The following is a 25,609-nucleotide window of genomic DNA, read 5'->3' on the forward strand; positions in this document are numbered from 1 at the left end:
CGAGTGAACTCGTTGGATCTGTTGGATTTTGTAGGCGGATCAGTGGATCGTACCTTTGGATGTTATGGCAACTGGCTGTGGTTGGCATAAAGATCTTGACAAGTCGACATGGTTTTGCGTGGACGAGTCCTCTCGTCTTCTGGCTTGCTTTCGGCCTGCTGGCGCTGGTTCTCGCCTGCTCCGGTCCTGTGCCATCTCGGCCGCCATCCCCGACAGTGCCGGCCAAGGCGGTGCTGTCGCTGCCACCGCCGGACCCCTGCCAAGATCGCCGCGGAGCTGTGGAAGCTCCTCCACGCGTTGCCCCTGCGTCGTCGTGCGCTCCGCCGGCGCTCTCAGCGAAGTCGCCAGCGCACGCTGAGCCTACGGTGCGAGTTGAGCCGACCCTCATCTCGGTCTTGCACTGGGGGCGGCCGCTCGACGGGGAGTTGTTCGCAACGTCGCGCTACGTCGAGTGGGCCGTGCTCATGAAACGCACCTTCGTGTTCGATGCTTTGCGATACCCGAGATGCGAACGGAAGATGCGCGTGCCTTCGGCGATCTCAGACCCAAACGTGGTGCGCCGCATCCTCGATCATCTCAACCTCCCCTCGCGCCCCCGAACGGCAGCACCCGCACGCGATCCAACGTGGCATCCGATGGCGTTCGGCTTCGACGCCGCGTGGCTGGGCACACGACCCGCCCCCGTCATGGCGAGCGCACACCGCGGTCGTCGAGCCACAGCTGCGCCCAGAGCACGCCGCGCCCGCCCTGCGACGTGGCAAGTAGAGGTCGGATGAGCCGAAAACGGCTCGCCAGCCGCCGTCCCCGCGGAGCTTGACACGGGCGAAAGTTCTACGGTTTCCTATCCGCCCAACATCTTCTGCATCGTGGAACCGAAGACCGGGCACCATCTCACCCGCGCGACGGAGGACCAGACGCGCCCGTCCTTCGCGCTTGCCACCGAGCGTATCGCCCGTGCCTACCAGCGAGCGGGTCGGATTCACCTGGTGCTGGACAACCTCAATACTTCACCCCTCCTGGCTCGCTCATCAAGGCCTTCGGAGCCGAGCGGGGCCACGCGCTTGCCTCACGCTTCGAGTTCCACCGCACGCCGAATCACGCGAGCTGGTTGAACGCCGCGGAGCTCGAAGCCAGCCTCGTGTCCAGAGAGTGCCTCGACCGCAACCGCATCCCAACGCTCGCGCACCTTCGGTGCTCGCGTCCGGCAATGGAACGTAGCTGCGGACCGAACTCGCCGCAAGATCAACTGGACGTTCACCGTTCGCGACGCCAAGCGAATCTTCGGGTTCGACTGGTTCAACAGAATCGTGTCAGAGCATTAGGAGGAGCTCGAAGAGCTTCAGAGCGCGAACAGAAAATCGACGAAGGAGCGGATCGCGCCGTCGAGGCCGAGGTACTTCTTGCCGGCGGCGGGCTCGACGACGAGGTATTCGTCCTTGGCGTGGGCGCCAGAGCCGTGGCCGAGGCCGACGTGGCCGGCGGGGAGCTCGAGCGGCTTTCCCGTGAAGAGATAGCCGGGCCAGGAGCCGGCGAGGCGCGGCCAGATCACCGGGGCCAGGCCCGCGGCCTTGTAGACGGCGAGCTGGGTCTGGATGGGCGGCGCCTCGAGCGCGGTGTCCGTCGGGTCGTAGCTGCCCATGTTCTTGATAGCGATGTCCTTGTAACCACGCCTGTCGAGGTGCCTGCGCAGCTTGGCGAGCACGTCCGTTGCGGTCATGTCCGGCACCAGGCGGATATCCATCTTGGCGAAGGCGCGGTGCGGCAGGATGGTCTTGGAGCCCTCTCCGATGTAGCCGGCGTAGAGGCCGTCGATGTTCACCGACGGGCGCGAGACGTAGCGCTCGAGCATGGCGCGCTCGTCGAGGTCGTTCACCCACCTGTCGACCCCGAACACCTTCTTCCAGTCGGCGTCGTCCCAGCGCGCCGACAGGTCGTCGAGCAGCTTCTTCTGCTGGCTCGAGACCGGGCGCACGGCGTCGGTGAGGCCGTCGATCATCGGCTCGTTGCCGTCCGCCGAGACCAGCGTGCCGAGCGCCTGCACCAGCCGCCAGGCCGGGCTGTCGACGACCACCTTCATGCTCGAGTGGATGTCCCCGTCGCGCGGGCCGCGCCCCCACGCCTCGCCGCTCGCCTCCAGCTCGACGTAGACGATGCCCTTCGCGCCCAGAACGAGGTTGACCGTGCCCGACAGCGATTGGTCCGCCGCCGGCATCATTACCCCCTGGCATCTCGCGAGCGCCTTCATCACGTCATCGTTCCGCACCACCTGCGAGAAATGCGGCGAGCCGAGCTCCTCTTCCCCTTCGGCGACCACCACCAGGTTGACCGGCAGCTTCAGGCCGGCGGCGCGCACCGCGTGCAGCGCGGCCAGGAACGCCCCCTGCGGTCCCTTCTGGTTGACGGCGCCGCGCCCCACGATGACCTTGCCGACGTCCGCCTTGTCGACAAGCCTGGCGGCGAAGGGCGGCGAGGACCACTCCTTCTCCTCCACCGGCTGGACGTCGTACATGAAGTAGAAGCCCATGGTCTGCTTCGCGCCGGCGTCGAGCGTCGCGAAGATGCCCGGGTGCCCGTCGGTCTTCATCTTCTTGACCGTCCCGAAGCCGGCGTCGCGCAGGAGATCCATCGTCAGGTCGCAGCACTCGGCGATGCCGATGTCCTGCGCCGAGATCGACGGCTGCTGGATCCAGCGCTGGATGCGCTCGATCGACTGACTCCGCTGCTCGGCGATCTCGTCGTATACCGGCGAGAGGTCGACGGCCTTGTCAGTCGCGCCCCTGGCGAGGCGGGGAAACGAGGCGAGCAGCCCGGAGGCCGCGGCGCCGGCGATGAAGGTGCGGCGATCGATGTCCAGCATGGCGCGCAGCTTAAAGCGCGCTGGCCAGGAACGGTCCTCCCCCAGCTTTCATGGACACCCCTCGTTGCGCGACAGGGATCAGCTCCTGACCTCTTCGTCCTCACCTGCTGGAGGCGGAGGGCGCTCGCCCGCGGCGACCTGGAGCTCGCGGACGATCGAGAGGAGCGCTGGACAGCAGAAGCGCTCGATCACGGAGCCGTCGGGCGCGAGCTCGAAGGCCGGCGGCTCACCGTGCACCGGGCAAGCCACTTCGGCGTACCTCGACTCGAGATCCCTCAGGACGCTCTCGTCGACCTCGCTGACCTCGCCGTTCGCGGCCGCCCCTTCGTTCGCGTAAGTTGACATGCGGCGCACGGTAGCACGAAGGGCGCCGCGCCTCGCGCGCTGCCCGGGCGCCAGGGCGGCCTCTGCCATCGACGCAGGGACGCCGGCGCCTCGCGGCCTCAACCATCGAGGCGCCGTGACCAGAGCGGCCGCCCGAAATCAGGAGGACAAAATAGCAGCGCCGCCGGGCGCCTCGGGTGTTTAGGCGGAGGCCGCCGGCGGAGCTGGTCCCTGACTAAGCATCCTTCGTACCAGGTACACCCTTCGGAAAATCCCCTACTTATGTCTCGGGCGCCGATCGGGCAGGTTTCGATTCTGCGAGGAGCCGGCTTGCACGGTTGCAGGATCGCGACGGCGCTCGCCCTCTTCCGTGACCGCCCTGTCGCCGGCTAGCGTCGGGTACATGAACCGACTGCGTACTACCCCCGCCCTCACCCTGGCGCTGCCCCTGCTCGCGGCGTGCAGCGCCCCCGCGTCGAGGCCGCTGGACAAACCGGCCGCGTCGCCGGCCGCCGCGACCCCGCCGCCGCACGCCGCGCCGGCAGCGCCCTCCGGACCGGGGCGGCTTCCTTATCCGGCGACCGCGAAGCGGCCGGTGGCGAGCGAGTACCATGGCGCCCGGGTCGTCGACGACTACCGGTGGCTGGAGGACGGGAGCTCCCCCGAGGTGGAGCGCTGGGTCGCCGAGCAGAACCAGCTCTCGCGCGCCTACCTCGACGCCGTGCCGGCGCGCGGCGCCATCCGGGCGCGCGTGCAGGAGATCCTGTCGGCGACGTCCGCGAACCACTACGCGCTCGACGAGGGCGGCGGGCAGATCTTCGCGCTCAAGGACCAGCCGCCGAAGCAGCAGCCTTTCCTCGTCGTGCTGAGGTCCGTGAACGACCCCGCCTCCGCGCGGACCCTCGTCGATCCAGAGGTCATCGACCCGAAAGGGCACACGGCCATCGACTGGTTCGTCCCGTCGCGCGACGGCAAGAAGGTGGCTGTTTCCCTGTCCGAAGGCGGCACCGAGAGCGGGACCGTGCGCGTCTACGACGTGGCGACGGGCAAGGAGACGGGCGACACCGTCCCTTACGCGAACAGCGGCACCGCGGGCGGCAGCCTGGCGTGGACCGGCGATGGTAAGGGGTTTTACTACACCCGACACCCTCGGCCCGGGGAGCGCCCGCGAGAGGACATGGGCTTCTTCCAGCAGATCTACTTCCACAAGCTCGGCACGCCGGACAAGGACGACAAGTACGCGCTCGGCACGGAATTCCCCCGCATCGCCGAGGTGGAGCTCACGACGAGCGAGAGCGGCAAGCTCGTGCTCGCCAGCGTGCAGAACGGCGATGGAGGCGAGTACTGGCACTATCTCCTCGACGCTTCGGGCAAGTGGACGCGCTTCGCCGACCTGCCCGACAAGGTCATCCGGGTCGTGTTCGGCGCCGACGACCGGCTCTACCTCCTGTCGCGCAAGGACGCGCCGCGCGGCAAGGTGCTGCGCCTCTCGCCGGGCAAGCTGGACCTCGCCAGGGCGGAGCTCGTCGTGCCCGAGAGCGAGGCGGTGATCCAGGACTTCTTGCCCACGACAGGGCGGCTCTACGTCCGCGATCTGCTCGGCGGCCCGTCGCAGGTCCGCGTCTTCGATCTGAAGGGCAAGGCGCTCGGGACGGTGCCGATCCCGCAGGTCTCCTCGGTGCGGCAGGTCGTGCGCACGCAAGGCGACGACATGCTCTTTCGCGGCGTGAGCTACACCGAGCCGGCGGCCTGGTTCGCGTACTCGGCCAGGGACGGCAAGGTGACGAAGACGCCGCTCGCGATGACGGCCCCTGTCTCCTATGCCGACGTGGAGGTCGCCCGGGAGGCGTGCACCTCGAAGGACGGGACCAGGGTTCCCATCAACATCCTGCGCCGGAAGGGCGCGCCGCTCGACGGGACCGCGCCGGCGCTGCTCACGGGATACGGCGGCTACGGGACGAGCATGGCTCCCGGGTTCAACCCGCTCTGGCGGCTGTGGTTCGACCAGGGAGGGGTGGTCGCGATCGCCAACCTGCGCGGCGGCGGCGAGTTCGGGGAGGCGTGGCACCGCGGCGGCAACCTGACGAAGAAGCAGAACGTCTTCGACGACTTCGCGGCGTGCGCGCAGCACCTCATCGACCAGCGCGTCACGAGCCCGGCGCGGCTCGCCATCCGCGGCGGCTCGAACGGCGGTCTGCTGATGGGAGCGCTGCTCACGCAGCACCCGGAGATGGTCAAGGCGGTCGTGTCGCACGTCGGTATCTACGACATGCTCCGGGTGGAGCTCACGCCGAACGGGGCGTTCAACGTGACCGAGTTCGGCACGGTGAAGGACCCGGAGCAGTTCAAGGCCCTTTACGCCTACTCGCCGTATCACCACGTCAAGGACGGGATCGCCTATCCGGCGACCCTGTTCCTGACCGGCGCCAACGACCCGCGGGTGGATCCATGGCACTCACGGAAGATGGCGGCGCGGATGCAAGCGGCCTCGTCGGGCTCGGCGCCCATCCTGCTCCGGGCGAGCGGCTCGACGGGCCACGGGGCCGGGACACCGCTCTCCGAGGAGATCGAGGAGCAAGCCGACGTGTTCGCGTTCCTCTTCAAGGAGCTCGGGCTCGGCGCCCCGCCCGCCAAGGACGACGCGGCGCCGTAGCCGGACGAGCGCTCACCGCTTGCGGGACGGAGCCTCTCCACGGGGCAGCGCCGCCGGCCGATGCGCCTCTCCGCGGGGCAGCGCCGCCGGCCGATGCGCCCCTCCCCGTTCGCCTCGCTCGGGCGCGCGCGCCGCGACCGTCGCGCTCCGCTGCGCCGCGACCGTCGCGCTCCGCTGCGCCGCGACCGTCGCGCTCCGCTGCGCTGCGACCGTCGCGCTCCGCTGCGCCGCGGCCGCCGCGCTCCGCTGCGCCGCCCCGCGGCGCGCGGCGAGGGCCCGGGTCAGCCCCTCGGCCAGCGTCGCCGCGGTGTCGAGGCCGCCGAGGTCGATGCCGAGCTCGACCAGCGTCTGCGCCAGCGCGGGCGAGACGCCCACCAGCGTGCAGGACGCGCCGAGCAGCCGCGCCGCGGACGCCGCCCCGACGAGCTGCGCGGCGGCCCGGGCGTCGAGCGCCGGCACGCCGGTGATGTCGAGCAGCACCTGCGCCGCCTGCTGCGCGGCGATCGCCTCGAGCAGGCGCTCCAGGAGCGCGCTAGCCCGCGCGTCGTCGATCATGCCCACGATGGGCAGGCAGAGCACGCCGTCCGCGACGCGGATCACCGGGACGCTCATCGCCTGGATCGCGTCCCGCTGCGCCGCGATCACCCGCACGGTCTCTTCGAGCTCCCGGTTCCGCGCCTCCAGCGACGCCTGGAGCGCCCGCTGCTCCTCGATCAGGGCCTCGTATTTGTGCTGGATCTCGGCCGCCTCCGGGACGGCGAACTGGAACAGCACGCCCTCGAAGCCGTCCCCGGCGTCGCGCACCGGCACGCCGAAGGAGCAGACCCACACCGCTCCGCCCGCCTTGCCCGTGAGCTCCTCGACAGCGTCGGTGTCGTAGCTGATCGGCGGGATCGCGACCTCCTCGCCGCGAAAGAACCGCTCGACGTGCGGCATGATCCCGTTCTCGACGATCTGCGGGTCCTCCAGCATGTTGTAGTTCAGTTGCAAGAATGTCTCGGCTGGGGCCCGCCAGAGCGCTTCCCAGCCGGCATTGACGGCGTGGGTCCTGCCGACGGGGTGGTGGATCGACACGCTGAAGCAGCGCGCCGCCATCAGCGCGCGCCATCTGCGTGCGTCCGCCCGCAGCGAGTCCATCTCCTGCTCCATCGCCTCCAGGCGGCGAGCCAGCTGAGCGCTATCGTCGTCCCGCTCGTATCCCATATGCCGGAGTGTTCCCCGAGCGGCGCCGGGATGTCCAGCGCCCGCACCGGGCGACCACGACAGCGGCGCCTAGCCGTCGAGCTCGAGATTCATCCCGCTTTCATCTAGACCTCTCCGGGTAGACGACACGTACACGACACCATCCCCCTGGACGGCCTACCTCGAGGAGAACGAACGATGGCGACCACCCGAGAGATCCTCGATTTCTATACGCGCCCCGCGGCGATGACGTCCGGCGGCGCGCACGCGCCCCGGTTCGACGAGCTGCCGGGCGACGTGGCCTCGCTCGTGCGCGTCGTGCAAGGCCTCTTGCTTCACGTGCACTGGGCGCAGGCCTATGGCGTGGAGCTCTCCGACCAGCGCCGCGCCGAGTCCCACCTCCGCCCGACGGACCGGATGCTGGATCGCCTCTTCGCCCACGACGATCGGCCGCTCTCCGCCGCCCGGCCGCTCGACACGCGCCTCGTCGGATCCTGCCGTGATTTCACGGTGCTCCTGGTGGCCTTTCTGCGCGCCAAGGGGATCCCTGCCCGCGCCCGCTGCGGCTTCGGCGGCTATTTCCACGCCACCGACTTCGTGGACCACTGGGTCTGCGAGCACTGGAACGCCGCCGAGGAGCGCTGGGTCCTCGTCGACGCGCAGATCGACGATGTTCAGCGGGCGGCGCTGAAGCCCGACTTCGATGTGCTCGACGTGCCGCGCCACCGCTTCGTGGTGGCGGGCGACGCCTGGGCGCAGTGCCGCGCCGGAGAGGCCGATCCGTCGAAGTTCGGGATGTTCGACATGCGCGGGTTCTGGTTCATCAGCGGCAACGTCCTGCGCGACATCGCCGCGCTCAACAACATGGAGATGCTGCCGTGGGACGACTGGGGTGCGATGATCGGACCCGACGAGCCGCCGCGGGACGACCAGCTCGCGCTGTTCGACCGGCTCGCGGCGATCACCCGCTCGCCCGACGCGCGCTTCGCCGAGCTGCGCCAGCTCTACGAGGGCGACGAGCGGCTGCGGGTGCCGGCGGTCGTCTTCAACGCCGTGCTCAACCGTCAGGACAACGCGCTGACCTGACCTGCGTCGAGCCTCGCCGCCGGGCACCTCTCGTACGGGCGCGCCGCGCTCCGGCTACCCGTGGCGGCTCGGAAAATCCCCCACGGCGGCCTCGCGCGCCCTGACCGCGCTCCGGAAGGTGGCGTAACTCCAGCTCAGATCGCTCACGCTGCATTCGTACCCGTTGTCGCGATCGAACTGCTCGCTCAGCTGGAGGCGATCGGAGTGGTAGATCACCGCCTCGAGCATCCTGTCGCCCGCGTCGATCAGCTTCGCCGCGATGTCCGGATCGGCGGGATCGTTCACGCCCACCTGCGCGAAGAACTTCTGCGTCGTGGCGTTCACGAGCACGGCGCCGGGGGAGCTCTTGATCTTCGCCGCGAGCATGAAGTAGAGCTCCGCGAAGTTGCACGTCGTGAGCGCCCACGGGTGACCGGCGTCAGGACCGTGATCCGACAGGTTGCCGTCGTACGTGTCCTCGGGGTACCGCCCGATCATCGGCCCCCTGCTCCGAGGCAGCGCCGCATCGGCGTCATTGATGCGGTACCGGCGGTCGCCCTGGGCGAACGCCTCGCGCACCAGCGCGGCCGTCGAGAGCAGCACCGGGTCCGCGCAGTTCGTGGAGCCGTAGACGGCCGACATGACGACATCCACGTTGAGCGTCGCTCCCCTGCCTTCGACGGGCCTGCCGTTCGGCCCCGTGATGGACGCGTAGTACGGCTGCCCGTCGTACGTGCCCTGGTGCGTCGCCATCTGGCTGCCCAGCCACTCTGCGGCCGCCCACATGTCGTTGATGTACGGAGAGAGCCCGTGCTCGTCGGCGCGGCTGATCAGCGAGAGGAACGCCTTTCGCTGCACGGAGCGCGCATAGAAGCTGAACCCGGCCGTCTCCTCCCAGAGGTTGTGCGTCTGCTCCTTGTAGGCCGAGAGGAGGTACCGGGTGTCCTTCTCGATGATCGACCTGGCCGTGGCGAGCGCCTGCAGCGAGAGCCGATCCTCGATGGCGAGCAGGGACAGGATGCGGTGCGCCGGGCCGTCCGTCTGGGAGGTCCAGTTGTCGCGCACGGTGCCGTCGATGTGGAAGCACGCCAGCGCGAACCTGTTCGCTCGCTCGGCGTTCTCCTGGCACAGCGCCGAGAACATCGTGTAATCCTCGCAGAGGGTCCGCGCCATGAAGACCGGGTTGTCGAGCGCCTCCGGAATGCAGATGGCCGCGTCCCGGATCCAGTGGTGCACATAGTCCTGGTCGGTCTGACCCCTGTCGTCCGGCAGGGACGGGGACGCGAGCACACACCCCTTGACGGACTGCATCGCGCCCTTGCTGAAGACCCAGGTCCCCGTCGCGATGTTCCGCAGGAGGAGCACTTGCATGTACTTGCTGATCGCGTCGAACGATACGGACGAGACGTCGACGCTCGTGCTCAGGTAACCGAATGAACTGGCCATGGGACCCCCTCTCTCGTGGTTTGTCCCTTATAGCGGGGCGCCGATCCGAGCGCTACGCGCGATTGCGGCGACGTGGTGTGGGAGGCCCCGCGCGAACGCCGTCTCGTTGCCATCCGTTCGCACGCCCGGGCACAGGGCTTGCCCCTGTCGTGCAGGGATCCCGCGCGCGGAGCGACGCCACGACCGGCGGCGCCGGCGCGTCGAGAGCAGGCGTGCGGCGTTCGCGCGCCGCGTCACGCGGCCAGCGGAGCGTCGCGGCGTTGTCGCCTGGTCTCCTCTGAACGTCGCGCTGCGCGAGGAGGCCCCGGCCGCCCGCCGCGCGGCGCCGCGTTCGCCGGGCCGTGGCGGGCGACGCCGATCCCGGGATGTTCGCTGTTGCGAACAATCCGCTCCGCCGCGCACAGTGGGCGCATGGTCGACCCGCTCTTCGACGATCTGCCCGCCCTCCTGTGCTTCGCGCGCGTCGTGGAGCGCCGCTCGTTCACCGCGGCCGCGGCGGAGCTCGGGGTGTCGAAGTCGATGGTGAGCACCCGGGTCGCGCGCCTCGAGGAACGCCTCGGCGAGCGCCTGCTCGTGCGCACCACGCGCAAGCTCACCGTCACGGACGCCGGCATGAACCTCTATGCGCGCTGCGCGCGCGTGCTCGAGGAGGCCGCCGCCGCGGTGCGGGGCGCGTCCGACGCCGACCGGGGCCGCATCCGGCTCAACGCGCCGGTCAGCTTCGCGCAGATGTACCTGGCGGAGCCGCTCGCGCGGTTCCTCCGGGCGAGCCCGGGCGCGCACGTCGAGCTCGTGCTGAACGACCGGCTCGTCGACCTCGTGGAGGAGCGCGTCGACCTGGCCATCCGGATCACGAAGCTCAAGGACTCGAGCCTTGTCGCGCGCCAGCTCGCCACGACGGCGCTGCACGTGGTCGGCGCGCCGGGCTACCTCGAGCGGCGGGGGAGGCCCGAGCAGCCGGGGGATCTCCTGCGCCACGACTGCCTGCGCTACCTCCACCTGCGCGTCGAGGACGAGTGGCGCTTCTACGGGGCCGGCGGGCGCATCTCCGTCCCCGTCTCCGGCCCGCTGACGGCGAGCAACGGGACGGCGCTCCGCGAGGCGGCCGTGTCCGGGATCGGCCTCGCGGTGCTGCCGCGCTTCATGGTCGACGAGGATCTCGCGGCCGGGCGGCTCGTCACGCTGCTCGACGCGTTCGCGCCCCGGCCCATGGGCATCTACGCGGTGCACGCGGCCGGCCGGCGCCCGCCCGCGCGGGTGCGGCGGCTCGTCGAGCACCTGGCGGCCGCGTTCCGCGGGATCTCGTGGGCGTAGCGGCGGATCGTTCTCCCGGGAGAACAATTCGTTCCCGGGCGCGCTCTACCGTGGCGCGGCGCCGGGGCTTACTCCTCGGGTCATGGAGGCATCACCCATGAACCGTGTCGAGACGATCCTCTCCGTTCCCCGCTCGGCCGAGCTGGCCGCGCTGATGTTGCGCCTCGGGCTGGGCGCCGTGTTCCTGGCGCACGCGCTCGCCAAGCCGCTCGTGTACACGTTGCCGGGCACCGTCGCGTTCTTCGCGGCGAGCGGCTTCCCGGGCTGGACGGCGTATCCCGTGTTTCTCGCCGAGCTGCTCGGCGGCGCGGCGCTCCTCGCCGGGCTCAGGACGCGCCTGATCTCGCTCCTGCTGCTGCCGGTGATGATCGGCGCGCTGCTCGTGCACCTGCCGAACGGCTGGATGTTCGCCGGCCAGGGGGGCGGCTGGGAGTACGTCGCCTTCCTGATGATCGCGCTCGGCGCGCAGGCCCTCCTCGGCGACGGCGCGTTCGCCGTGAGCCGGCTGCAGCGCGGCTAGCGCCTCGCCGCGCCCGGTCGAGAAGGGCCGCGCGATCTGCGCGGCGGCTCGCGCCGGGTCACGGCAGGTTGGCGTCCATCCAGGCGAGCCGGGCCCGCAGGAAGTCGCGCATGACCTGCAGCTGCCCCTCCCACGTCGGCGCGGTGGGGCCGCCGAGGAAGCCCTCGCTCGACTCGATGATGCTCGACACCGGCCACTTGGCCAAGTCGCGGACCACGGCCTGCGAGAGCGGCGCGCTCAGCCTGTTCATGCGCTCCTCGATCGCGGCCTCGGACAGGTGCGTCTGGCGAAGCGCCGTGTAGCGCTCCTTCACCTGGGCCATGAAGCTCGGATCCGCGGTGAGCTTCTGATACCAGTTGTTGACGTTCCTCGTGCCGCTGAAGCGCCAGCCGGTGTCGTTCGCCGATTGCGGCGTCGCGCTCTGGGCGCCCACCCCGCCGAGCGCGAAGTTGTAGTCCCACAGCGGCCCGGCCTTGAGCTTCTGATCGCGATCCTTGAAATAATAGGCGCTCCGCACGTAAGCGTCCACGTTGAGCGTCAGCTCGCTGATGATCAGATAATCGATGAACGAGGGCACGTCGATGTACGACGCGTAATCGCCGATCGGCGTCTGGTGGATGCTGTCGTGGAACTGCTGGATGTACTGCGTCAGCCAGGTCGCCTGCTCGTCGTTCAGGGGATCGGGATCCACGACCTCGAGATCGATCCAGCACGTGCCGCCCTCGTCGGGACGGGGACCGCCGCCGCCGAAGCTGAACGACGGGAGGGGATCCGACCCGGTGCAGGTGAGCTTCGGCTCCTCGGCGGCCGCCTGGTCGAACTTGAAGATGTAGCCGCCGCTGATGTCCGGCAGTCCCCGGTCCGTCTCCTTGAGCTCCTTGAGATCGGTGCGGACCTTGTTGTTCTTGATGGTCTCCGAGATCCAGTAGATGCCCTGGTAATCCGCCTCGCCGATGACGCGCGCGTCGTAGTTCAGATAGACCTCGGCGAACTCGACCCGTGGCGCCTGGAGGCCCATGTCGCGGCCGAGGGTGTAGGTGAACGGATTACGGATCAACGTGCGATCGTAGTAGGGAGGGATCAGCGCCCAGTCCGAGTCGGCGGGCATGCCCAGCACCGGGTAGTCGAGGTCCTTGTCGTCGTTGTCCCACAGCTCGAGCTTGTACGGTGTTTGCGGGAAGTTCCGCGACGACTGACCGCGCACGTGGTACCCGCCGCGCATCGCCAGCGTGGGCAGCGACGCGATCGACGCGACGCCGTTGACCGGCTCCCAGATCATGACCGCCGCGTCGAAGTAGACCTCCTTGTCGGTCGGCTTGCCCATGCCGTAACCGTCCATGATCACGATGGGAAGATCGGAGGTCGCGTCGAAGGTGCGCGCGATGTAGAGGCCTGTGCTCACCGCGCCGCTCGCGGCGCCTCCCACGAACACCTGCGCGCGGACCTGCGTCGTTTGGGTGAGGGTCACGGGCTCACCCGTGTACAACGTGGAGGACGCGGTGGGCAGCAGCCCATCCAGCGTGTAGCGGATCTCGGCGCCCTCGATGGGGGTGGACATCCCCACCTGGATCTGATCCCTGAACGTCTGGCTGGGCGTGGAGAACGACACCTCCCCGATCAGGGAGGGGGGCGGCGCCGCGGTGCCGTTGCCGTCGCCGTTGCCGCCGCCGTCGCTGTTGCTGCCGCCGTCGCCGTTGCCTCCGCCGTTGCCGTTGCCGTTGCCGTTGCCGTTGCCAGCCGGTGACTGGCCGCAGGCAATGCTCAGCGAGATCAGGGCGAGCGAGATGGAACGGTGAAACCGGGCAAAGCGCCCTCGTTTGACCATGGCATGATTTTCCACTGCGACCTCATTCAGAGTTCAAGGATTCTCCATTCTACTGACACACAGGGCTGCCGCGCTATCCGTTTCGGGCGCGGTGACCCGAACGGCCTCGTGTCCATCGGCGGGGAGCAGCTCACATCTCGTAAAACGGCGCGTGTGAACGTGGATCATGGGGTGAGGGAGGCGCCAGCTCGGGTTGGAATGGCGGCATGGTCGGGTGGGCAGGACGACCTCGCCGCCGAGACGCTCTCGCGCACCGTTTGCACCCCTACGCCATGATTGCGCCTCGGCCGGCGCGGGGCAGCGCCGGAGAGCATGGCCTTGCCCCCTTCTGGCTTCTCCGGATCCATGGGCGAGCCGCCGGCACAAACGTTGATTGACCTCGTGGCCGCCGAGGACGCGCCTTGCGCAGCTCTGCTGCGGCCACGCGCGCTCTCCCGCCGGCGCCCGCGCAGCGCGCGTGGGCCCACAACCCTCGAGGTCCGTCATGACCATGTTCTGCAACCAGTGCGAGCAAGCATCCCACGGGACCGGGTGCACCACGGCCGGCGTCTGCGGCAAGGACGAGGACGTGCAGTCGCTCCAGGAGCTCCTGATCTACGGCGTGAAGGGCGTCGCCGCCTACGCGCACCACGCGCGGAAGCTCGGCATGCGCGACGAGCGGGTGAACGGCTTCCTCGAGGAGGCGCTCTTCTCCACGTTGACCAACGTGAGCTTCGACCCCGAGGCGCTCCTCGAGCTCTGCATGGAGTGCGGCCAGGTGAACCTCCTCGTGATGAGGATGCTCGACGAGGGCCACCGCATGCGCTTCGGCGAGCCGCAGCCGGCGATGGTCCGGGAAGGCACCGTGGCGGGGCCGGGGATCCTCATCTCGGGGCACGATCTCTCGGACCTCGCCGAGCTGCTACGGCAGTGCGAGGGGACGGGCGTGAGGGTGTACACCCACGGCGAGATGCTGCCGGCGCACGCGTATCCGGAGCTCGCGGGCCACCCGAACCTCGTCGGCCATTACGGCTCCGCGTGGCAGCACCAGAAGGCCGAGTTCCTGGCGTTCTCCGGGCCGATCCTGATGACGTCGAACTGCGTGCTCCCCCCGAAGGAGGCCTACCGCGATCGCCTGTTCACCACCGGCGTCACCGCGGTGCCCGGCGGCCGGCGCGTGCGCGGCGGCGACTTCTCCGAGGTCATCCAGGCGGCCCTCGCGAGCCCGCCGCTGCCCGACCGCTTCGTCCGCGAGACCGAGGTCGGCTACCACCACGAGGCGATCCTCGCCCACGCGGGCGCCATCGTGGAGGCGGTGAAGGCCGGGAAGATCAGCCGGTTCTTCCTGATCGGCGGCTGCGACGGCCCCGAGGCGGCGCGCAGCTACTTCACGGACTACGCCGCGCAGACGCCCCGGGACTCGTTCATTCTCACGCTGGGTTGCGGCAAGTACCGTATTCGCAACCAGGACCACGGCACCCACCTCGGCCTGCCGCGGCTGCTCGACATGGGGCAGTGCAACGACGCCTACGGCGCCCTCCGCGTGGCCGGCGCGCTCGCCCAGGCGCTCGGCTGCGGGGTGAACCAGCTGCCCCTGACGCTGGTGATCTCGTGGCTCGAGCAGAAGGCCGTGGCGGTGCTCCTGACCCTGCTCAGCCTGGGCGTGAAGGGCATCGTGCTCGGGCCGCGCCTGCCGGCGTTCCTCTCGCCGAACGTGCTGCGGCTGCTGCAGCAGCGCTACGATCTCCGGCTGACCGGCAGGGCGCCATCGATGGACCTGCTGCAGCTCCACCGGGCGCCCGCGAGCGCCTGAGCGCCTGTGCGCGAGCGCCCGCGATGCGGCCGCCGTCTCGACGTCGTCCCGCGGGTGACCTAGCCTGGCGGGCCGTGAACAGCACAACCCATCGAAGAACCGCCGCCCTGGCCCGCGCGGCCCTCCTGGGGGGCGCCGCGGCGCTCCTCGGCTGCGAGGCGCTCCTCGGCATCGAGGACGTGTCGCTCGACTCGGGCGCCGGCGGCGGCGCGTCGTCGTCCTCGTCCCCCTCGGGTTCCGGCGGGGGGACGGCCGACGGAGGCGGCGGGCAGGGGGGCCAGGCCGAGGGCGACTTCACGTTCGCGATCCTGGCGGACTCGGTCGATGTCCCTTACAACGGCGTCAATTACGTCACCGTCGCGATCACCCGCATCGGCGGCTTCGACGAGCCGGTCGTTGTCGACGTGCAGGCGGCGCCCGCCGGCCTCGTCGCGGATCCGATCACCATCCCGTCCGGCAGCAGCGCGGGCAGGCTGGAGGTCGGCGCCTCCGGCGCGCTCACGCTGGGCACGACGTTCGACCTCGACCTCATCGCCACCTCCGGCCGGACGGCGCGCACCGACAGCGCGCGCGCCGTGGTCACGGGCAAGCCCGGCACGCTCGACGAGAGCTTCGGCGCGGCGGGCATCACCTCGTGGAACCTCGCCTCGGACGGCGGAGGGCTCCACGACATCCGGCAGGCGGCGTCGGGGCAGATCCTGACCGCCGGCAACAGCATCAGCGGCGTCGGCGCGTCGAAGCTCGAGGGCTTTCGCCTGCTCCGCGACGGCGCGCTCGACCCCGCGTTCGCGGGCGGCCGCGTGACGAGCAGCTTCTGCAGCTGCACGAAATACCAGGAGATCCGCGGCATCACGCGCCTCATCAACGGCACCGTCTTCCTTGCCGGCTACGCCAGCGGGGAGGCCACGGACGACATCGCCTTCCTGCGCTACCGGGACAACGGGACGCAGGACAACATCGACTCGGCCAACACGGGCAAGGGCCTGATCGATCTCGGCGGCGACGAGCACGTGGCGGCCATGGATCTGTCGGCCTCCGAGCAGCTCTTCGTGACCGGCGAGCGCGATGCGCAGCTGTTCGTCGCGGCGATCAACCCGACGTACGGCTACCTCGACAACAAGTTCGCCACGGTGGGGTGGATCGCGCCGCTCGGCGTCGGCCCGAGCGCGGGTACGGCGCTGACGGCACGTCCGGACGGCTCGGTGCTGGTGGCCGGCTGGGTCGAGGAGGGCGGCGATCGGGACATCGTGCTGGTGCAGATCGAGGCGAATGGCGCGGTCGGTGGGCTGGGAGAGCTGACGATCGCGAGGCCCGGTCAGCAGGAGCCGGTGGCCGTGGTCGTGCAGCCCGACGGCCGCATCCTCGTGGGCGTCCGGAGCACCGAGGCGGGATCGAGCGACTTCCTCGTGGTGCGCCTCGAGGCCGACGGCCTGTTCGACACGACCTTCGGAGAGGACGGCTTCGCGCTCGCCGGCCTCGCGGGCGGCGAGGCGGTCGACATGGCGCTCATGCCCGACGGCCGCATCGTGGTCGCCGGCAACGTGGGGCAGGGCGCGAACAGCCAGCCCACCCTCGTGCGCTTCCAGCCCGACGGCGCGCTCGATCCGACGTTCGGCGACAAGGGCGTTCAGGCGCTCTTCCTCGGCGAACAGGACTTCGTGCAGTCGATGACGCTCTCGACCGACGGCAAGCTGCTCGTGTCCGGCGTCCGGCAGACCTTTCCCACCCACGGCCTCGTCGCGCGGCTCTGGAACTGACGGGCCTGCGCCGGTACGACGCAGGCCCGCGGCTCCGGTGCTGGCTCAGTGCGATGGCGTGTACTTGAACTCGAGGATCGCCCCCGGGTTGTCCAGGACCGTCGTGACGCCGCCGGTCGGTCCGCTCGTGTTCCCCGCGGTGTCCGTGATGATGTAGAAGGTCTTGCGGTCCGGGCTCATCGCGAGATCGCGGTACCGGTTCGTGGTCTGGAAGAGGACGGCGGGCTCGCCCTCCACGGTCTTCCCGTTCGGGCTCAGCTTCACCTGGTACACGGCGCCCTTCTTGAGGGAGGTCATCAGGAGAGAGTGATCCCACCCGCGGATGCCGTGCCCGGCCGGGTAGTAGTGGAGCGAGGAGGGCGCGATCGTCGGCCAGCAGATGTACTGGCTGAAGCCGCACGCCCAGTCGAAGAAGACGTAGTCGTTGGGGACTGTGTAGAAGGTGAGGAGCGGCTCCTTGAAGTCCGGATGGCTGAAGGCGCTCTCCAGCTGCCGCGGCACGGACGGGGGAGGAGCGAAGTCGCTCCAGGAGAGCTCGTTGCACGGCGTCGGGCTCGAGGCCGACCAGTTGTCGTACGTGTACGCCTGGTCGTCCTGGTAGCCGGCGACGTACGGCCAACCATAGTTCTTGCCGGCCTGGATGAGGTTCAGCTCGTCGTCGCTCTTCGGCCCGTGCTCGTTCGCGTAGAGCTTGTCGCCTCGGCCGAACGTGAGGCCCTGCGCGTTGCGATGGCCGTACGAGTAGATATGGCTGCGGACCCCGTCGATCTTCGGGTTGTCCTTCGGGATCGAGCCATCGACGTTCAAGCGGAGGATCTTGCCGACGTATTTCTGCCAGTCCTGCGCCGCGACCTCGGCCGCCGTGGGCAGCTCCTGCGCGCGATTCGGGTTGCACATCCTGGCGAACTGGTTGTTCCCCTGATCCCCTATGGTGTAATAGAGCTTCCCATCGGGCCCGAACAGGAGCCGCGCGGAGTTGTGATCGTCGCTCCCCGGCAGGCCCGTGATGACGTCGACAGGGCTCCCGAGGGTCTCGGTCACCCGGTTGTACGTGTAGCGGCGGATCTTCGTCCTGCGGTCCACGGCCGGATCTGCCGCGACGTTGTAGGTGAAGGACACGTACACGTAGTCCTTCCCTTTGTGCTTGAGCAGATCCGGGTGCAGCGCCAGGGCCAGCAGCCCGTCCTGACCCCCCGACTGGAACGCCTCCGGGATGGTGATCGCGGTCTTCTGAAGGCCGTCCTCCGGCCTCACACGCACGACCCGCTTCGCGGTGCGCTCGGTCAGCCACAGGTAGCCATCCGGTCCCCAGACGATCCGCATGGGAAACGAGAGATCCCGTACGATTTCGCGCGAGGTGAAGGTCGGCTCCTCGCCGGGGCACACTTCATCGGTATCGCCGGGATCCTCGGCCTCCTCGGCGACGATGGCCTGAGCATCGGATTCGAGCGGCTCGTCCGGGGGACCCGCCTGACCACATCCGGTGAGGCTCCACGAAGCCGTGGTGAGCAAACCAACTCGAGCCAGAACAACAGCCAGGTTGCGTGAGATAAAGGGCGACATAGGACTACCTCCCTGTCTCGTTCACGGGACGTTCAAGTGTCGGTGCTAACCAGATCCCACCGCGCCACGGCGTGGCGTACGCGCTGGGTAGATCTCGGCATACAACCGGGGATTGCGAGACATCCGGTAGGGCCCTCCCCGATTAGAGTAAGGTCTTTACTATAGCAAATGTGGAGCTCGCTCGCACTGACAACGTTGAATTGCGATATCGGTGGATGACATTGTGCGTGAGCGAGCTACTGTGTCGTTCCTGGCGTGGACATGGCCGCTCCGGTCGGCTCGAAGCCCAGCGCGAGGCGCGACCCGCGTTGCGGCGAGCGTCGGGGCAATCCACCGCTGACAGCGCGTGGCGCGGCGGAGGTGCTCTCATGAGACGAAGGCGAGCCGCCGGGACGCCGAGGAGCGCGCCCTCCTCGCTCTCGTGGCGTCGCTTGCGCCTCGGCGGTCTTCGTGTCCGGGTCGCCGTGCCAGGACGGCCGAGCGTCGCAGCTCGGCCGAGCTCGCGATGTCGCGTGTCGGACGGCGCTCGAAGGAGCGCTGGATCTCGGTGGGGTTACTTCGTCGGCGCCGGCTCTGCGGACACGTCGAGCTTCTCGATCGAGCGCGGGGTCCCGAAGCCGGGCCCGCCGAGCGCGGCCTCGACCTTCAGATACACGTCCTGATGCCCGGAGGAGCGCGCGGCGTCGAGGAGGACGTCATTGCGGTAGAGCGTCACGACCAGCCCCGCGACGACCGACAGCGCGAGCGTCAGGCGCTGCGCTCGGCCCGTTTCGCGCGCGCGGGGCGCCGCGTAGGGCGACTCGTTGAACAACTCCGGCTCCCGCGCCGCCGGCATCCACGGCGGCGAGGTGGGCCGAGACGCCGCGAGCATCGCCGCGGGCGGCGCCTGCACCTCGGTCCGCGTCACGAGATTGGGTGAGCTGTCGTCCAGCGCCCCGAGCGGCATCGTGTCGCCGAGCGACATCGGGGCGCCGAGCGGCATCGTGGACGACATGGGCGACGCCACCGGCGTCGGATGGTCGGAGTCCATGTTCCGCCGCGCAGGGGCGCGCGGGGGCGGCGGAGGCGGGCCCGGGCGCGCCGTGCTCGGCGGAGGACCCTGGACCTGCGCCGGCTCGGGGGGCGTCGGCTCGATTCCCGCCACGACGCCGAGCGGCTGCCAGGCGGCCATGCCAGGGCGCCATATCTTCGTCGTCTCGTCGATCACGTCGAGACGGAACAGATCGTCGAGCTTGTCCAACGTGAGCACCTTGATGTCGTCAGGCGCGATCGCGACGTGCCAGAGACTCTCGCGATCATCGGTTGCCGGAACGGGCGGCGCCGGGCGCCTGGCCGGAAGGGGCGGCGGTTTCATACAAAGTCCTCCCTTGCGTCCCCGAGGATGCCACGGCGCGAGCGCACCGTACACACTGACATGAGGCGCCGCGTGCTTTCGAGACGGTGCGGATTTTTGCAATGAGTGAGGTGTGACCCGTGGCGCTGGCGGGATCCTCGCCATGCCGGTATTCTCGCCGGCGATGGCGGCGGAGCATGGAGGCAGTCATGAACATCGCGGATGAGGCGATCGCGGCCGGCAACAGCGCTGGATCGTCCAGCTTCCGACGCTGGATGCGCGTGATGCCGGCGCTCCTCCTCGTCGCGGCCGCCGCATTCGTGGCGGCATATTACGTCCCGCTTCACCGCGCTCACGTGCTCTTGCTGGAGGAGCAGCGGAAGTCGAACCAGAGGGCCAAAGAGCTCGAACAGACGCTGAGCCAGGTGCGCGGGGAGCTCGAGGCGAAGACGGCGCAGATCGAGAAGGGCGAGGCGGAGCGGCAGCAGACCGAGGCCGCGAAGAAGTCGGGCGTCGAGCGGGTCGGGCAGATCAAGGCGGAGCTCGCGGGGAAGCTCGACAAGCACGTCAAGAAAGGGGTCGCGGCGGTCGCGGTCGCGGAGGGACAGGCGTTCGTCGCGCTTTCAGAGAGCGCGGTGTTCCTCCCCAACACGGTCGACGTGAGCCCGCAGGGGCAAGCCCTCCTGTGCCAGGTCTCGGGCGCGCTGTCCGCGAGCGGCGGCGGCCAGGCGCCGCTGCGCGTCGGCGCGGTCAGCGGTCCTCCGGCCTCGGTGCCGGCCCCCTTGCAGGCCGCCTATCCGACGCCGTGGGAGCTCTCCGCGGTCCGGGCGGCGACCGTCACGCAGACGCTCCAGGACAAGTGCTCGGTGGCAGGGGCCCGGCTGTCGGCGGTCGGGTACGCCGAGCACGACCCCGCGGCCGCCGCGCTCGGGGAGACCAAGCTGCCTCCGGGGCGCGTCGAGATCGCCGTCGCGCTGCCGGCGGCCTCCGCGGAGAAGTGACGGTCGCGCGGGCGCTGGGCGTGCGCGCCGTCACGCGCCCCCCAGGCTGGCCGCGATGATCCGGCGCAGCTCCTCCTCGACGAACCGCTGCTTCGACAGCACCGCCCGCACGCCGAGCCCGCGCAGCGCGGCCTCGCTCTGCTCCTGCGCCGCCGTCGTCAGCACCACGACCGGCACCCGGGCGAGCCCGGGCGAGCGCCTGAGCTCCGCCACCATCTCCAGGCCGCTCATGTAGGGCATCTCCAGGTCGGTCAGCACCAGGTCGGGCGGCGCCGCCCGCGCCCGCGCGAGCCCCTCCCGCCCGTCGCTCGCCTCCTCCACGCGCAGCCCCATCGACCGCAGGATGGCGCAGAGCAGCTCCCGCGCGACGGGCGCGTCCTCCACGACCAGCGCGAGCGGCTCCCGCTTCTGCTCGGCGGCGGCGGTGAAGGGCGCGTCCCGCGGCGCCTGCCGGGCGTACGCGAACAGCCGCTCCACGTCGAGGAGCAGCATCGCCTCGCCGTCCGCCGTCGGCGCCACCCCGCGCACGAGCGGCGAGGTGAGGGGCATCTCCTCCGAGCGCACGAGCGCGACGAGCCGAGGGTTCTCGTAGCCGTCCACGCTCACCGCGAACAGGCCCGCGGCGTGGTGCAGCACGAGCGCCGCGTCCCCGGGCCCGGGCGGGCCTCCGTCGCCGAGCACCGCCCCGAGCGCGTACAGCGGCGCGAGCTCCGCGCAGGCGTCGCTGGTCAGGCGCACGCGCGGCCCGTCGGGGGCGCGCAGGAGCTCCTCGTCCTCCAGCAGCACGACCGAGTGCACGGCGTGCGTCGGCACCGCGCACCGGAAGCGCCCGCTGGAGATGGGGACCACCTCCTCGCCGTGCAGGTTCTTCGGCACCACGAGCACGATCGTCGTGCCGAGCCCGGGCTTCGAGTCGACCCGTACCTGCCCGCCCAGCGCGCCGATCTCGCGCGCCACGATGTCGAGACCGACGCCCCGGCCCGAGATCGCGCCGACGCTGCGGCTCGTCGTGAGCCCGTGCGCGAACAGGTACGGGATGAGCTCGGCGTCGTCGAGGGTCGCGGCGCCCGGGACCGACGGCGCGAGCACCTCGCGCAGGCGGGCGAAGTCGACCCCGCCGCCGTCGTCCTTCACCTCGACCCGCACGGCGGCGTCGGTCTGGACCACGGTCACCGCCACCGTCCCGCGCGCGGGCTTGCCGCGGCGCGCCCGGACGTCCGCCGGCTCGATCCCGTGGTCGATGGCGTTGCGCACGAGGTGCAGGAGCGCCGGCTCGAGGCGGCGCTCCACGGCCGCGTCGAGCAGCCCCGTCCCCTCGACCCGCGCCTCGACGTCCTTGCCCAGCATGCGCGCCGCGCTCCGGGCGGCGAGCGACACCTGGTTCAGCAGGCGCTCGGTGCGCACGACCGACGCCCTCCGGACCACCTCGTCGAGCTCGCCGAGCGCGCGCCCCGCCGCGAACTCGTTGCTGGACCAGTCCGCCCGGACGGCGCTCAGGAGGCGCTCGATCTCCGCGCCATAGCCGAGCGTCTTCGCGATGCGCTCCGCGAATCGATCCACGTCCGCGCCGCGGGGGTCGATCTCGACGAGCAGCGCGCGGAGCATGCGCTGGGACTCGCGGAGCCGCCGCTGGATGACCTCCCGCTCGCCGTGGAGCCGCTGGAGCTCCTGCAGGAGCGCCCCGACGGCCTCGGCGTCGAGGGCCGCGCGGGCGGTCGGCTGGGCGGGGTCGGGCGGCGCGTCGGGCTGGTCCAGCCGCGGCGGCAGGACGCTCTCGTGCACGGAATCACACTGCGGTGCGAGCGCCGGCACGAGCGGCGTCGCGAGCTCGCCGGCGGGCGGGCCGCCGCCGCCGAGCTCCGCGCGCGCGGCGCGGAGGGTCTCCTTCACGATATCGAGCTCGGGCGCGGCCCCGGCGTCGGGGCTCGCCGACAGGAGCCCTAGCCCCTCCAGCGCGCCGAGGAGGCTGTCACCGGTGAGCTGCGTGGGGCGCGCGCCGCCCCGCACCGCGTCGATGACGTCCTCCGCCAGCTCGGCCAGGTCGCCGCACGCGGCGAGCTCCAGCATGTGCGCCTCGCCCTTCAGCGTGTGCAGGAGCCGGCGCAGCACCTGCAGGTTGCCGCTCTGGCCCTGCTCGTAGCCGAGCCACAGGTCCGTCGCCTGGGCCACGCGGTCCGGCATGGTCCGGTGGAAGGCGGCGACGAGATCAGCCCGGCTCCTCATCCGCCTCCGCGCTCTCGGGCTTGCCGGCCGTCGCCCCCAGCGGCTTGACCCGGAAGGCCTTCGCCGTCGTCTTGAGCACGTGCGACAGCTGGAGCAGCGACTCGGCCGAGCGCGTCGCGGCCACGCTGCTCGTCAGCGTGTCGTTCACCGCCCCGACGATGTTGACGATCGCCGTCTTGACCCGCGCCGTCCCCTCGCGCTGGTGGTCCACCGCGTCCGAGATCTGCGCGGCGGCCGCGGCCGTGTCGCGGGCCAGCTTGATCCCGTCCTCGGTCGCGAGCACGGACGCGTGCGAGGCCGCGTGCATGTTCGCCACGAGCTTGCGGATGTCGCGCACCGAGTCCATGACGTGCTCGGACAGGCGGCGCATCTCGGCGGCCACGAGCGAGAACCCGCGCCCCACCTCGCCGGCCTTCGTGCCCTCGAGCGCGGCGTTGAGCGCGAGCAGGTCCGACTTGTCGGCGATGCTCTGGATCAAGGACAGGATCTCGCCGATGCGGTCCGAGTGGGAGCTGACGAGGCGCGTCTGCTCCGCCGTGTGCTGGACGCTGACGAGGCTCCGCTGCGCCATCTCGTGCACGGTGGCAGCGTCCTTCGCGATGTGATCCGCGCTGGCGGTCAGGGCCTCGACGGTCCGCCGGATCTCCTCGAGCGCCGCGTTCTGCTGGCTCGCGCTCGTCTCCTGCTCGCGCACCGACGAGAACATGCCGGCGGCGGCCGACGCGACCTCCGCCGAGGTGTTGCCGATCCGCGAGGCGAGCTCCTGGAGGCTCGTCACCATGGAGCGGAACGCGGCGAACAGCTCCCCGTCGCCGGTGATCTTGCACGTGAAATCGCCGCCCGCGACCCGCGCGGCCGTCTCCTGGAGCTCGCGCAGCTGGGTGTTCATCCGCTCGAACGCGCTGGCCATGTCCCCGAGCTCGTCGTCCGAGATCCTGAGGGACAGCCGGGCCGAGACGTCGCCGCGGGCGATCCGGTCCGCCGCCTCCTTGATGTGCGCCATCGAGCGCGTCATGCGCGCCGAGATGACCCAGGCGAGGCCCAGGCCGAGCAGCGCGATCCCCGCCGATTGCAGGGCGATGGTCCTGCGCGCGTCGGCGCGGCGCTCGGCGATCCGGTCGCTGCGCAGCCCGACGGCCAGCGTCCCGAGCTGGCGATCGCCGTTTCGCGACCGGATCGGGGCCTCGCTGACGACGACGCCGGCGTCGCCCCGGCCCCGCGCGCCCTCGGGCGCCTGCGCCGCGCCGATCGCGGCGATGCGCTGCCCCCTCGCGTCGTAGACCGCCACCCAGCTCACCAGGGGATCGGTCATCGCGGTGCGCAGGGTGTCCGGGAATGTCTCCGGCGGCTGCTCGAGGTCCATGGCCACGCCGATGGGCTCCTTCAGCATGGTGGCGAGGATCCCGGCGCGCTCGCGCAGCTCGGCCTCGCTCGCCCGCGCGGCGTGCTCGGGGATCAGCCACAGATCGAGCGCCGACAGCACGATGGCCACCGACGCGACGAGGGCGGCGATCTTCCAGCGGATAGAGCGAAAGTTGAGCATGGCGGGTGAGGGGCGGCGATGGCGGACGCTGAACGAGGGGCGCTGGATGGGCGTTGGGAGATCGCGAGTCGTGAACCGTGAGCCGTGAACCTGCGAGCGGCGATGCGCGGTGTCCGGTGACGGACGCCGCGAGGGCCTCACTCGACGATGCGGGCGAGCCGGAGGAGCTGCGGGTCGAAGCGGAGGCCGATGGCGTTGGCGTGCTTCACGTTCAGCAGGAGCTCGGGCTTCGCGCCCGAGAGCCCCACGGCGACGGCGCAGCCGCGCTTCGTGTCGTCGCCGTCGCCGCACACGACGATGCGGACGACGGCTCCCTCGCGCGACGGGATGTCCGGGATGGCGGCGGCGAGCCCGCGCGCCACATAGACCACCTCGGCGCCGGCGGCGCGCAGCGCCTCCTGCAGCTGGGCCCTTCCGCTGTACGTCACGCGCAGGACGGATGCCGGCCGCTTGGCCACGGTCGTCTTCGCGGCCAGCCTGGAGAGCACGGCCGCCATCGCGCTCGCGTCCTCCGCGCTCGCGCCCGACTCCGCCCCGACGATCGCGAGCACGGCCGTGCCCGCGCGGCTCGCGAACCCGCTCTCGTAGCCGATCGATCGCAGGAGGATGGCGCCCCGCAGCTCGTAGGGGACGGAGGCGGCAGAGCGGCTCTCGGTGCTCACGGTCGTGAGGAGGGCCGCGGCCATCAGCATTCGAATCGTCGAGATCGGAGACACCATGTTCCGCTGGCGAGCTCTGTACGATCGCGGACGGATCCTCGACGGGCGTGGCATCAGGCGACCGCGGTCCCCACGTCAGCGTTCCTTGCCGGCGAGCCGCTTGACCAGGGCCGGCAGACGATCGAGGTGGCGCTTCGAGAGGACCGCGTCCGCCTGGACCTCCAGCTTCAGCTGTTCGAGCTCCCGCTCGGAGTGCCCGGACATCAGGATGACGCTGAGCTGCCCGAGCCGCTGGTTCTTCCGGAACAGGGTGAGCAGCCGGTCCCCACGGATGGTGGGCATGAAGACGTCGAGGACGACGACGCGCACCTGGTGCCGCACGATGGCCTGCGTCGCCCCGATGGGGGAGGGGAGCGCGAGCACCTGAAAACCGGCAGAGTGCAGCACGCGAGACACCTCTTCTCGGGCGATCTCGCTGTCGTCGATCACGAGCACAGGCGCGTTTGCCGGCGCGGTCGTCGGCGTGTTTGTCGGCGCGGTTGTCGGCGTGCT

Annotated in this window: 18 protein-coding genes; 7 read left to right on the forward strand and 11 right to left on the reverse strand. The window is 70.4% G+C overall.

Features of this window, described 5'->3' with window-relative positions:
* Nucleotides 1-1,339: 1,339 nt before the first annotated feature.
* Together WMF34_RS04085 and WMF34_RS04090 are read right to left on the reverse strand one after the other, a co-directional pair.
* A complete protein-coding gene (locus WMF34_RS04085) occupies nucleotides 1,340-2,857 on the reverse strand; it encodes a M20/M25/M40 family metallo-hydrolase (protein ID WP_437992468.1) in 1,518 nt (505 codons plus the stop codon).
* A gap of 78 nt (nucleotides 2,858-2,935) precedes the next feature.
* Nucleotides 2,936-3,202: a hypothetical protein gene (locus WMF34_RS04090; RefSeq protein ID WP_437992469.1), complete on the reverse strand. Its 267-nt coding sequence runs from the start codon at nucleotides 3,200-3,202 to the stop codon at nucleotides 2,936-2,938.
* 382 nt (nucleotides 3,203-3,584) lie between these two features.
* Here WMF34_RS04090 and WMF34_RS04095 point away from each other — a divergent pair, with 382 nt between their 5' ends.
* Nucleotides 3,585-5,834: a prolyl oligopeptidase family serine peptidase gene (locus WMF34_RS04095; protein WP_437992470.1), complete on the forward strand. Its 2,250-nt coding sequence runs from the start codon at nucleotides 3,585-3,587 to the stop codon at nucleotides 5,832-5,834.
* A 12-nt stretch (nucleotides 5,835-5,846) separates the two neighbouring features.
* Here WMF34_RS04095 and WMF34_RS04100 read toward each other — a convergent pair whose 3' ends face one another.
* Complete coding sequence (locus WMF34_RS04100) at nucleotides 5,847-6,971, reverse strand: STAS domain-containing protein (RefSeq protein WP_437992471.1); 1,125 nt, start codon at nucleotides 6,969-6,971, stop codon at nucleotides 5,847-5,849.
* A 243-nt stretch (nucleotides 6,972-7,214) separates the two neighbouring features.
* Here WMF34_RS04100 and WMF34_RS04105 point away from each other — a divergent pair, with 243 nt between their 5' ends.
* Nucleotides 7,215-8,102 (forward strand): transglutaminase-like domain-containing protein, encoded by an 888-nt coding sequence (locus WMF34_RS04105; protein WP_437992472.1) that lies wholly within the window; start codon nucleotides 7,215-7,217, stop codon nucleotides 8,100-8,102.
* Nucleotides 8,103-8,156: 54 nt separating this feature from the next.
* Here the strand turns inward: WMF34_RS04105 and WMF34_RS04110 are convergent, their stop codons facing one another.
* A complete protein-coding gene (locus WMF34_RS04110; RefSeq protein WP_012233403.1) occupies nucleotides 8,157-9,527 on the reverse strand; it encodes a glycoside hydrolase family 15 protein in 1,371 nt (456 codons plus the stop codon).
* Between the two features lie 411 nt (nucleotides 9,528-9,938).
* Here WMF34_RS04110 and WMF34_RS04115 point away from each other — a divergent pair, with 411 nt between their 5' ends.
* Complete coding sequence (locus tag WMF34_RS04115) at nucleotides 9,939-10,841, forward strand: LysR family transcriptional regulator (protein WP_437992473.1); 903 nt, start codon at nucleotides 9,939-9,941, stop codon at nucleotides 10,839-10,841.
* Nucleotides 10,842-10,938: 97 nt separating this feature from the next.
* Entirely contained in the window at nucleotides 10,939-11,361 is a 423-nt protein-coding gene (locus WMF34_RS04120; RefSeq protein WP_012233405.1) for a DoxX family protein, read from the forward strand.
* A gap of 58 nt (nucleotides 11,362-11,419) precedes the next feature.
* Here WMF34_RS04120 and WMF34_RS04125 read toward each other — a convergent pair whose 3' ends face one another.
* Nucleotides 11,420-13,186, reverse strand: a complete 1,767-nt coding sequence (locus WMF34_RS04125) for a CotH kinase family protein (protein ID WP_437992474.1) — start codon at nucleotides 13,184-13,186, stop codon at nucleotides 11,420-11,422.
* Between the two features lie 490 nt (nucleotides 13,187-13,676).
* Here WMF34_RS04125 and hcp point away from each other — a divergent pair, with 490 nt between their 5' ends.
* Together hcp and WMF34_RS04135 are read left to right on the forward strand one after the other, a co-directional pair.
* Nucleotides 13,677-14,978 (forward strand): hydroxylamine reductase, encoded by a 1,302-nt coding sequence (gene hcp, locus WMF34_RS04130; RefSeq protein WP_437994607.1) that lies wholly within the window; start codon nucleotides 13,677-13,679, stop codon nucleotides 14,976-14,978.
* Between the two features lie 74 nt (nucleotides 14,979-15,052).
* Nucleotides 15,053-16,735: a delta-60 repeat domain-containing protein gene (locus WMF34_RS04135; protein WP_231864677.1), complete on the forward strand. Its 1,683-nt coding sequence runs from the start codon at nucleotides 15,053-15,055 to the stop codon at nucleotides 16,733-16,735.
* A gap of 45 nt (nucleotides 16,736-16,780) precedes the next feature.
* Here WMF34_RS04135 and WMF34_RS04140 read toward each other — a convergent pair whose 3' ends face one another.
* Both WMF34_RS04140 and WMF34_RS04145 read right to left on the reverse strand, forming a co-directional pair.
* Entirely contained in the window at nucleotides 16,781-18,247 is a 1,467-nt protein-coding gene (locus WMF34_RS04140) for a glucose/sorbosone family PQQ-dependent dehydrogenase (RefSeq protein WP_437992475.1), read from the reverse strand.
* Nucleotides 18,248-18,851: 604 nt separating this feature from the next.
* Nucleotides 18,852-19,547 carry a DUF4339 domain-containing protein gene (locus WMF34_RS04145; protein ID WP_437992476.1) on the reverse strand — a complete coding sequence of 232 codons (696 nt, stop codon included), beginning with the start codon at nucleotides 19,545-19,547 and terminating at the stop codon, nucleotides 18,852-18,854.
* A 293-nt stretch (nucleotides 19,548-19,840) separates the two neighbouring features.
* Here WMF34_RS04145 and WMF34_RS04150 point away from each other — a divergent pair, with 293 nt between their 5' ends.
* Complete coding sequence (locus tag WMF34_RS04150; RefSeq protein ID WP_157906437.1) at nucleotides 19,841-20,632, forward strand: hypothetical protein; 792 nt, start codon at nucleotides 19,841-19,843, stop codon at nucleotides 20,630-20,632.
* Nucleotides 20,633-20,662: 30 nt separating this feature from the next.
* Here WMF34_RS04150 and WMF34_RS04155 read toward each other — a convergent pair whose 3' ends face one another.
* The 4 genes from WMF34_RS04155 to WMF34_RS04170 form a co-directional block, all read right to left on the reverse strand.
* Nucleotides 20,663-22,855 carry a hybrid sensor histidine kinase/response regulator gene (locus WMF34_RS04155; RefSeq protein WP_437992477.1) on the reverse strand — a complete coding sequence of 731 codons (2,193 nt, stop codon included), beginning with the start codon at nucleotides 22,853-22,855 and terminating at the stop codon, nucleotides 20,663-20,665.
* Complete coding sequence (locus tag WMF34_RS04160; RefSeq protein ID WP_012233413.1) at nucleotides 22,839-24,398, reverse strand: methyl-accepting chemotaxis protein; 1,560 nt, start codon at nucleotides 24,396-24,398, stop codon at nucleotides 22,839-22,841. The genes WMF34_RS04155 and WMF34_RS04160 overlap by 17 nt, the downstream gene beginning before the upstream one ends.
* Nucleotides 24,399-24,535: 137 nt before the next feature.
* Nucleotides 24,536-25,084 carry a YfiR family protein gene (locus WMF34_RS04165; protein ID WP_231864679.1) on the reverse strand — a complete coding sequence of 183 codons (549 nt, stop codon included), beginning with the start codon at nucleotides 25,082-25,084 and terminating at the stop codon, nucleotides 24,536-24,538.
* Between the two features lie 108 nt (nucleotides 25,085-25,192).
* On the reverse strand, nucleotides 25,193-25,546 hold the full coding sequence (locus WMF34_RS04170; protein ID WP_437992478.1) for a response regulator: 354 nt from the start codon (nucleotides 25,544-25,546) through the stop codon (nucleotides 25,193-25,195).
* Between the last annotated feature and the right edge of the window lie 63 nt (nucleotides 25,547-25,609).

Source organism: Sorangium sp. So ce145, assembly GCF_051525985.1.
Classification (GTDB): Bacteria; Myxococcota_A; Polyangia; order Polyangiales; family Polyangiaceae; genus Sorangium; species Sorangium cellulosum_B.

Coding starts and splice junctions, on each gene's coding strand:
- WMF34_RS04085 (WP_437992468.1), bottom strand. CDS start 2,857: ATGCTGGACATCGATCGCCGCACCTTCATCGCCGGCGCCGCGGCCTCC.
- WMF34_RS04090 (WP_437992469.1), bottom strand. CDS start 3,202: ATGTCAACTTACGCGAACGAAGGGGCGGCCGCGAACGGCGAGGTCAGC.
- WMF34_RS04095 (WP_437992470.1), top strand. CDS start 3,585: ATGAACCGACTGCGTACTACCCCCGCCCTCACCCTGGCGCTGCCCCTG.
- WMF34_RS04100 (WP_437992471.1), bottom strand. CDS start 6,971: ATGGACTCGCTGCGGGCGGACGCACGCAGATGGCGCGCGCTGATGGCG.
- WMF34_RS04105 (WP_437992472.1), top strand. CDS start 7,215: ATGGCGACCACCCGAGAGATCCTCGATTTCTATACGCGCCCCGCGGCG.
- WMF34_RS04110 (WP_012233403.1), bottom strand. CDS start 9,527: ATGGCCAGTTCATTCGGTTACCTGAGCACGAGCGTCGACGTCTCGTCC.
- WMF34_RS04115 (WP_437992473.1), top strand. CDS start 9,939: ATGGTCGACCCGCTCTTCGACGATCTGCCCGCCCTCCTGTGCTTCGCG.
- WMF34_RS04120 (WP_012233405.1), top strand. CDS start 10,939: ATGAACCGTGTCGAGACGATCCTCTCCGTTCCCCGCTCGGCCGAGCTG.
- WMF34_RS04125 (WP_437992474.1), bottom strand. CDS start 13,186: ATGGTCAAACGAGGGCGCTTTGCCCGGTTTCACCGTTCCATCTCGCTC.
- hcp (WP_437994607.1), top strand. CDS start 13,677: ATGTTCTGCAACCAGTGCGAGCAAGCATCCCACGGGACCGGGTGCACC.
- WMF34_RS04150 (WP_157906437.1), top strand. CDS start 19,841: ATGAACATCGCGGATGAGGCGATCGCGGCCGGCAACAGCGCTGGATCG.
- WMF34_RS04155 (WP_437992477.1), bottom strand. CDS start 22,855: ATGAGGAGCCGGGCTGATCTCGTCGCCGCCTTCCACCGGACCATGCCG.
- WMF34_RS04160 (WP_012233413.1), bottom strand. CDS start 24,398: ATGCTCAACTTTCGCTCTATCCGCTGGAAGATCGCCGCCCTCGTCGCG.
- WMF34_RS04165 (WP_231864679.1), bottom strand. CDS start 25,084: ATGGCCGCGGCCCTCCTCACGACCGTGAGCACCGAGAGCCGCTCTGCC.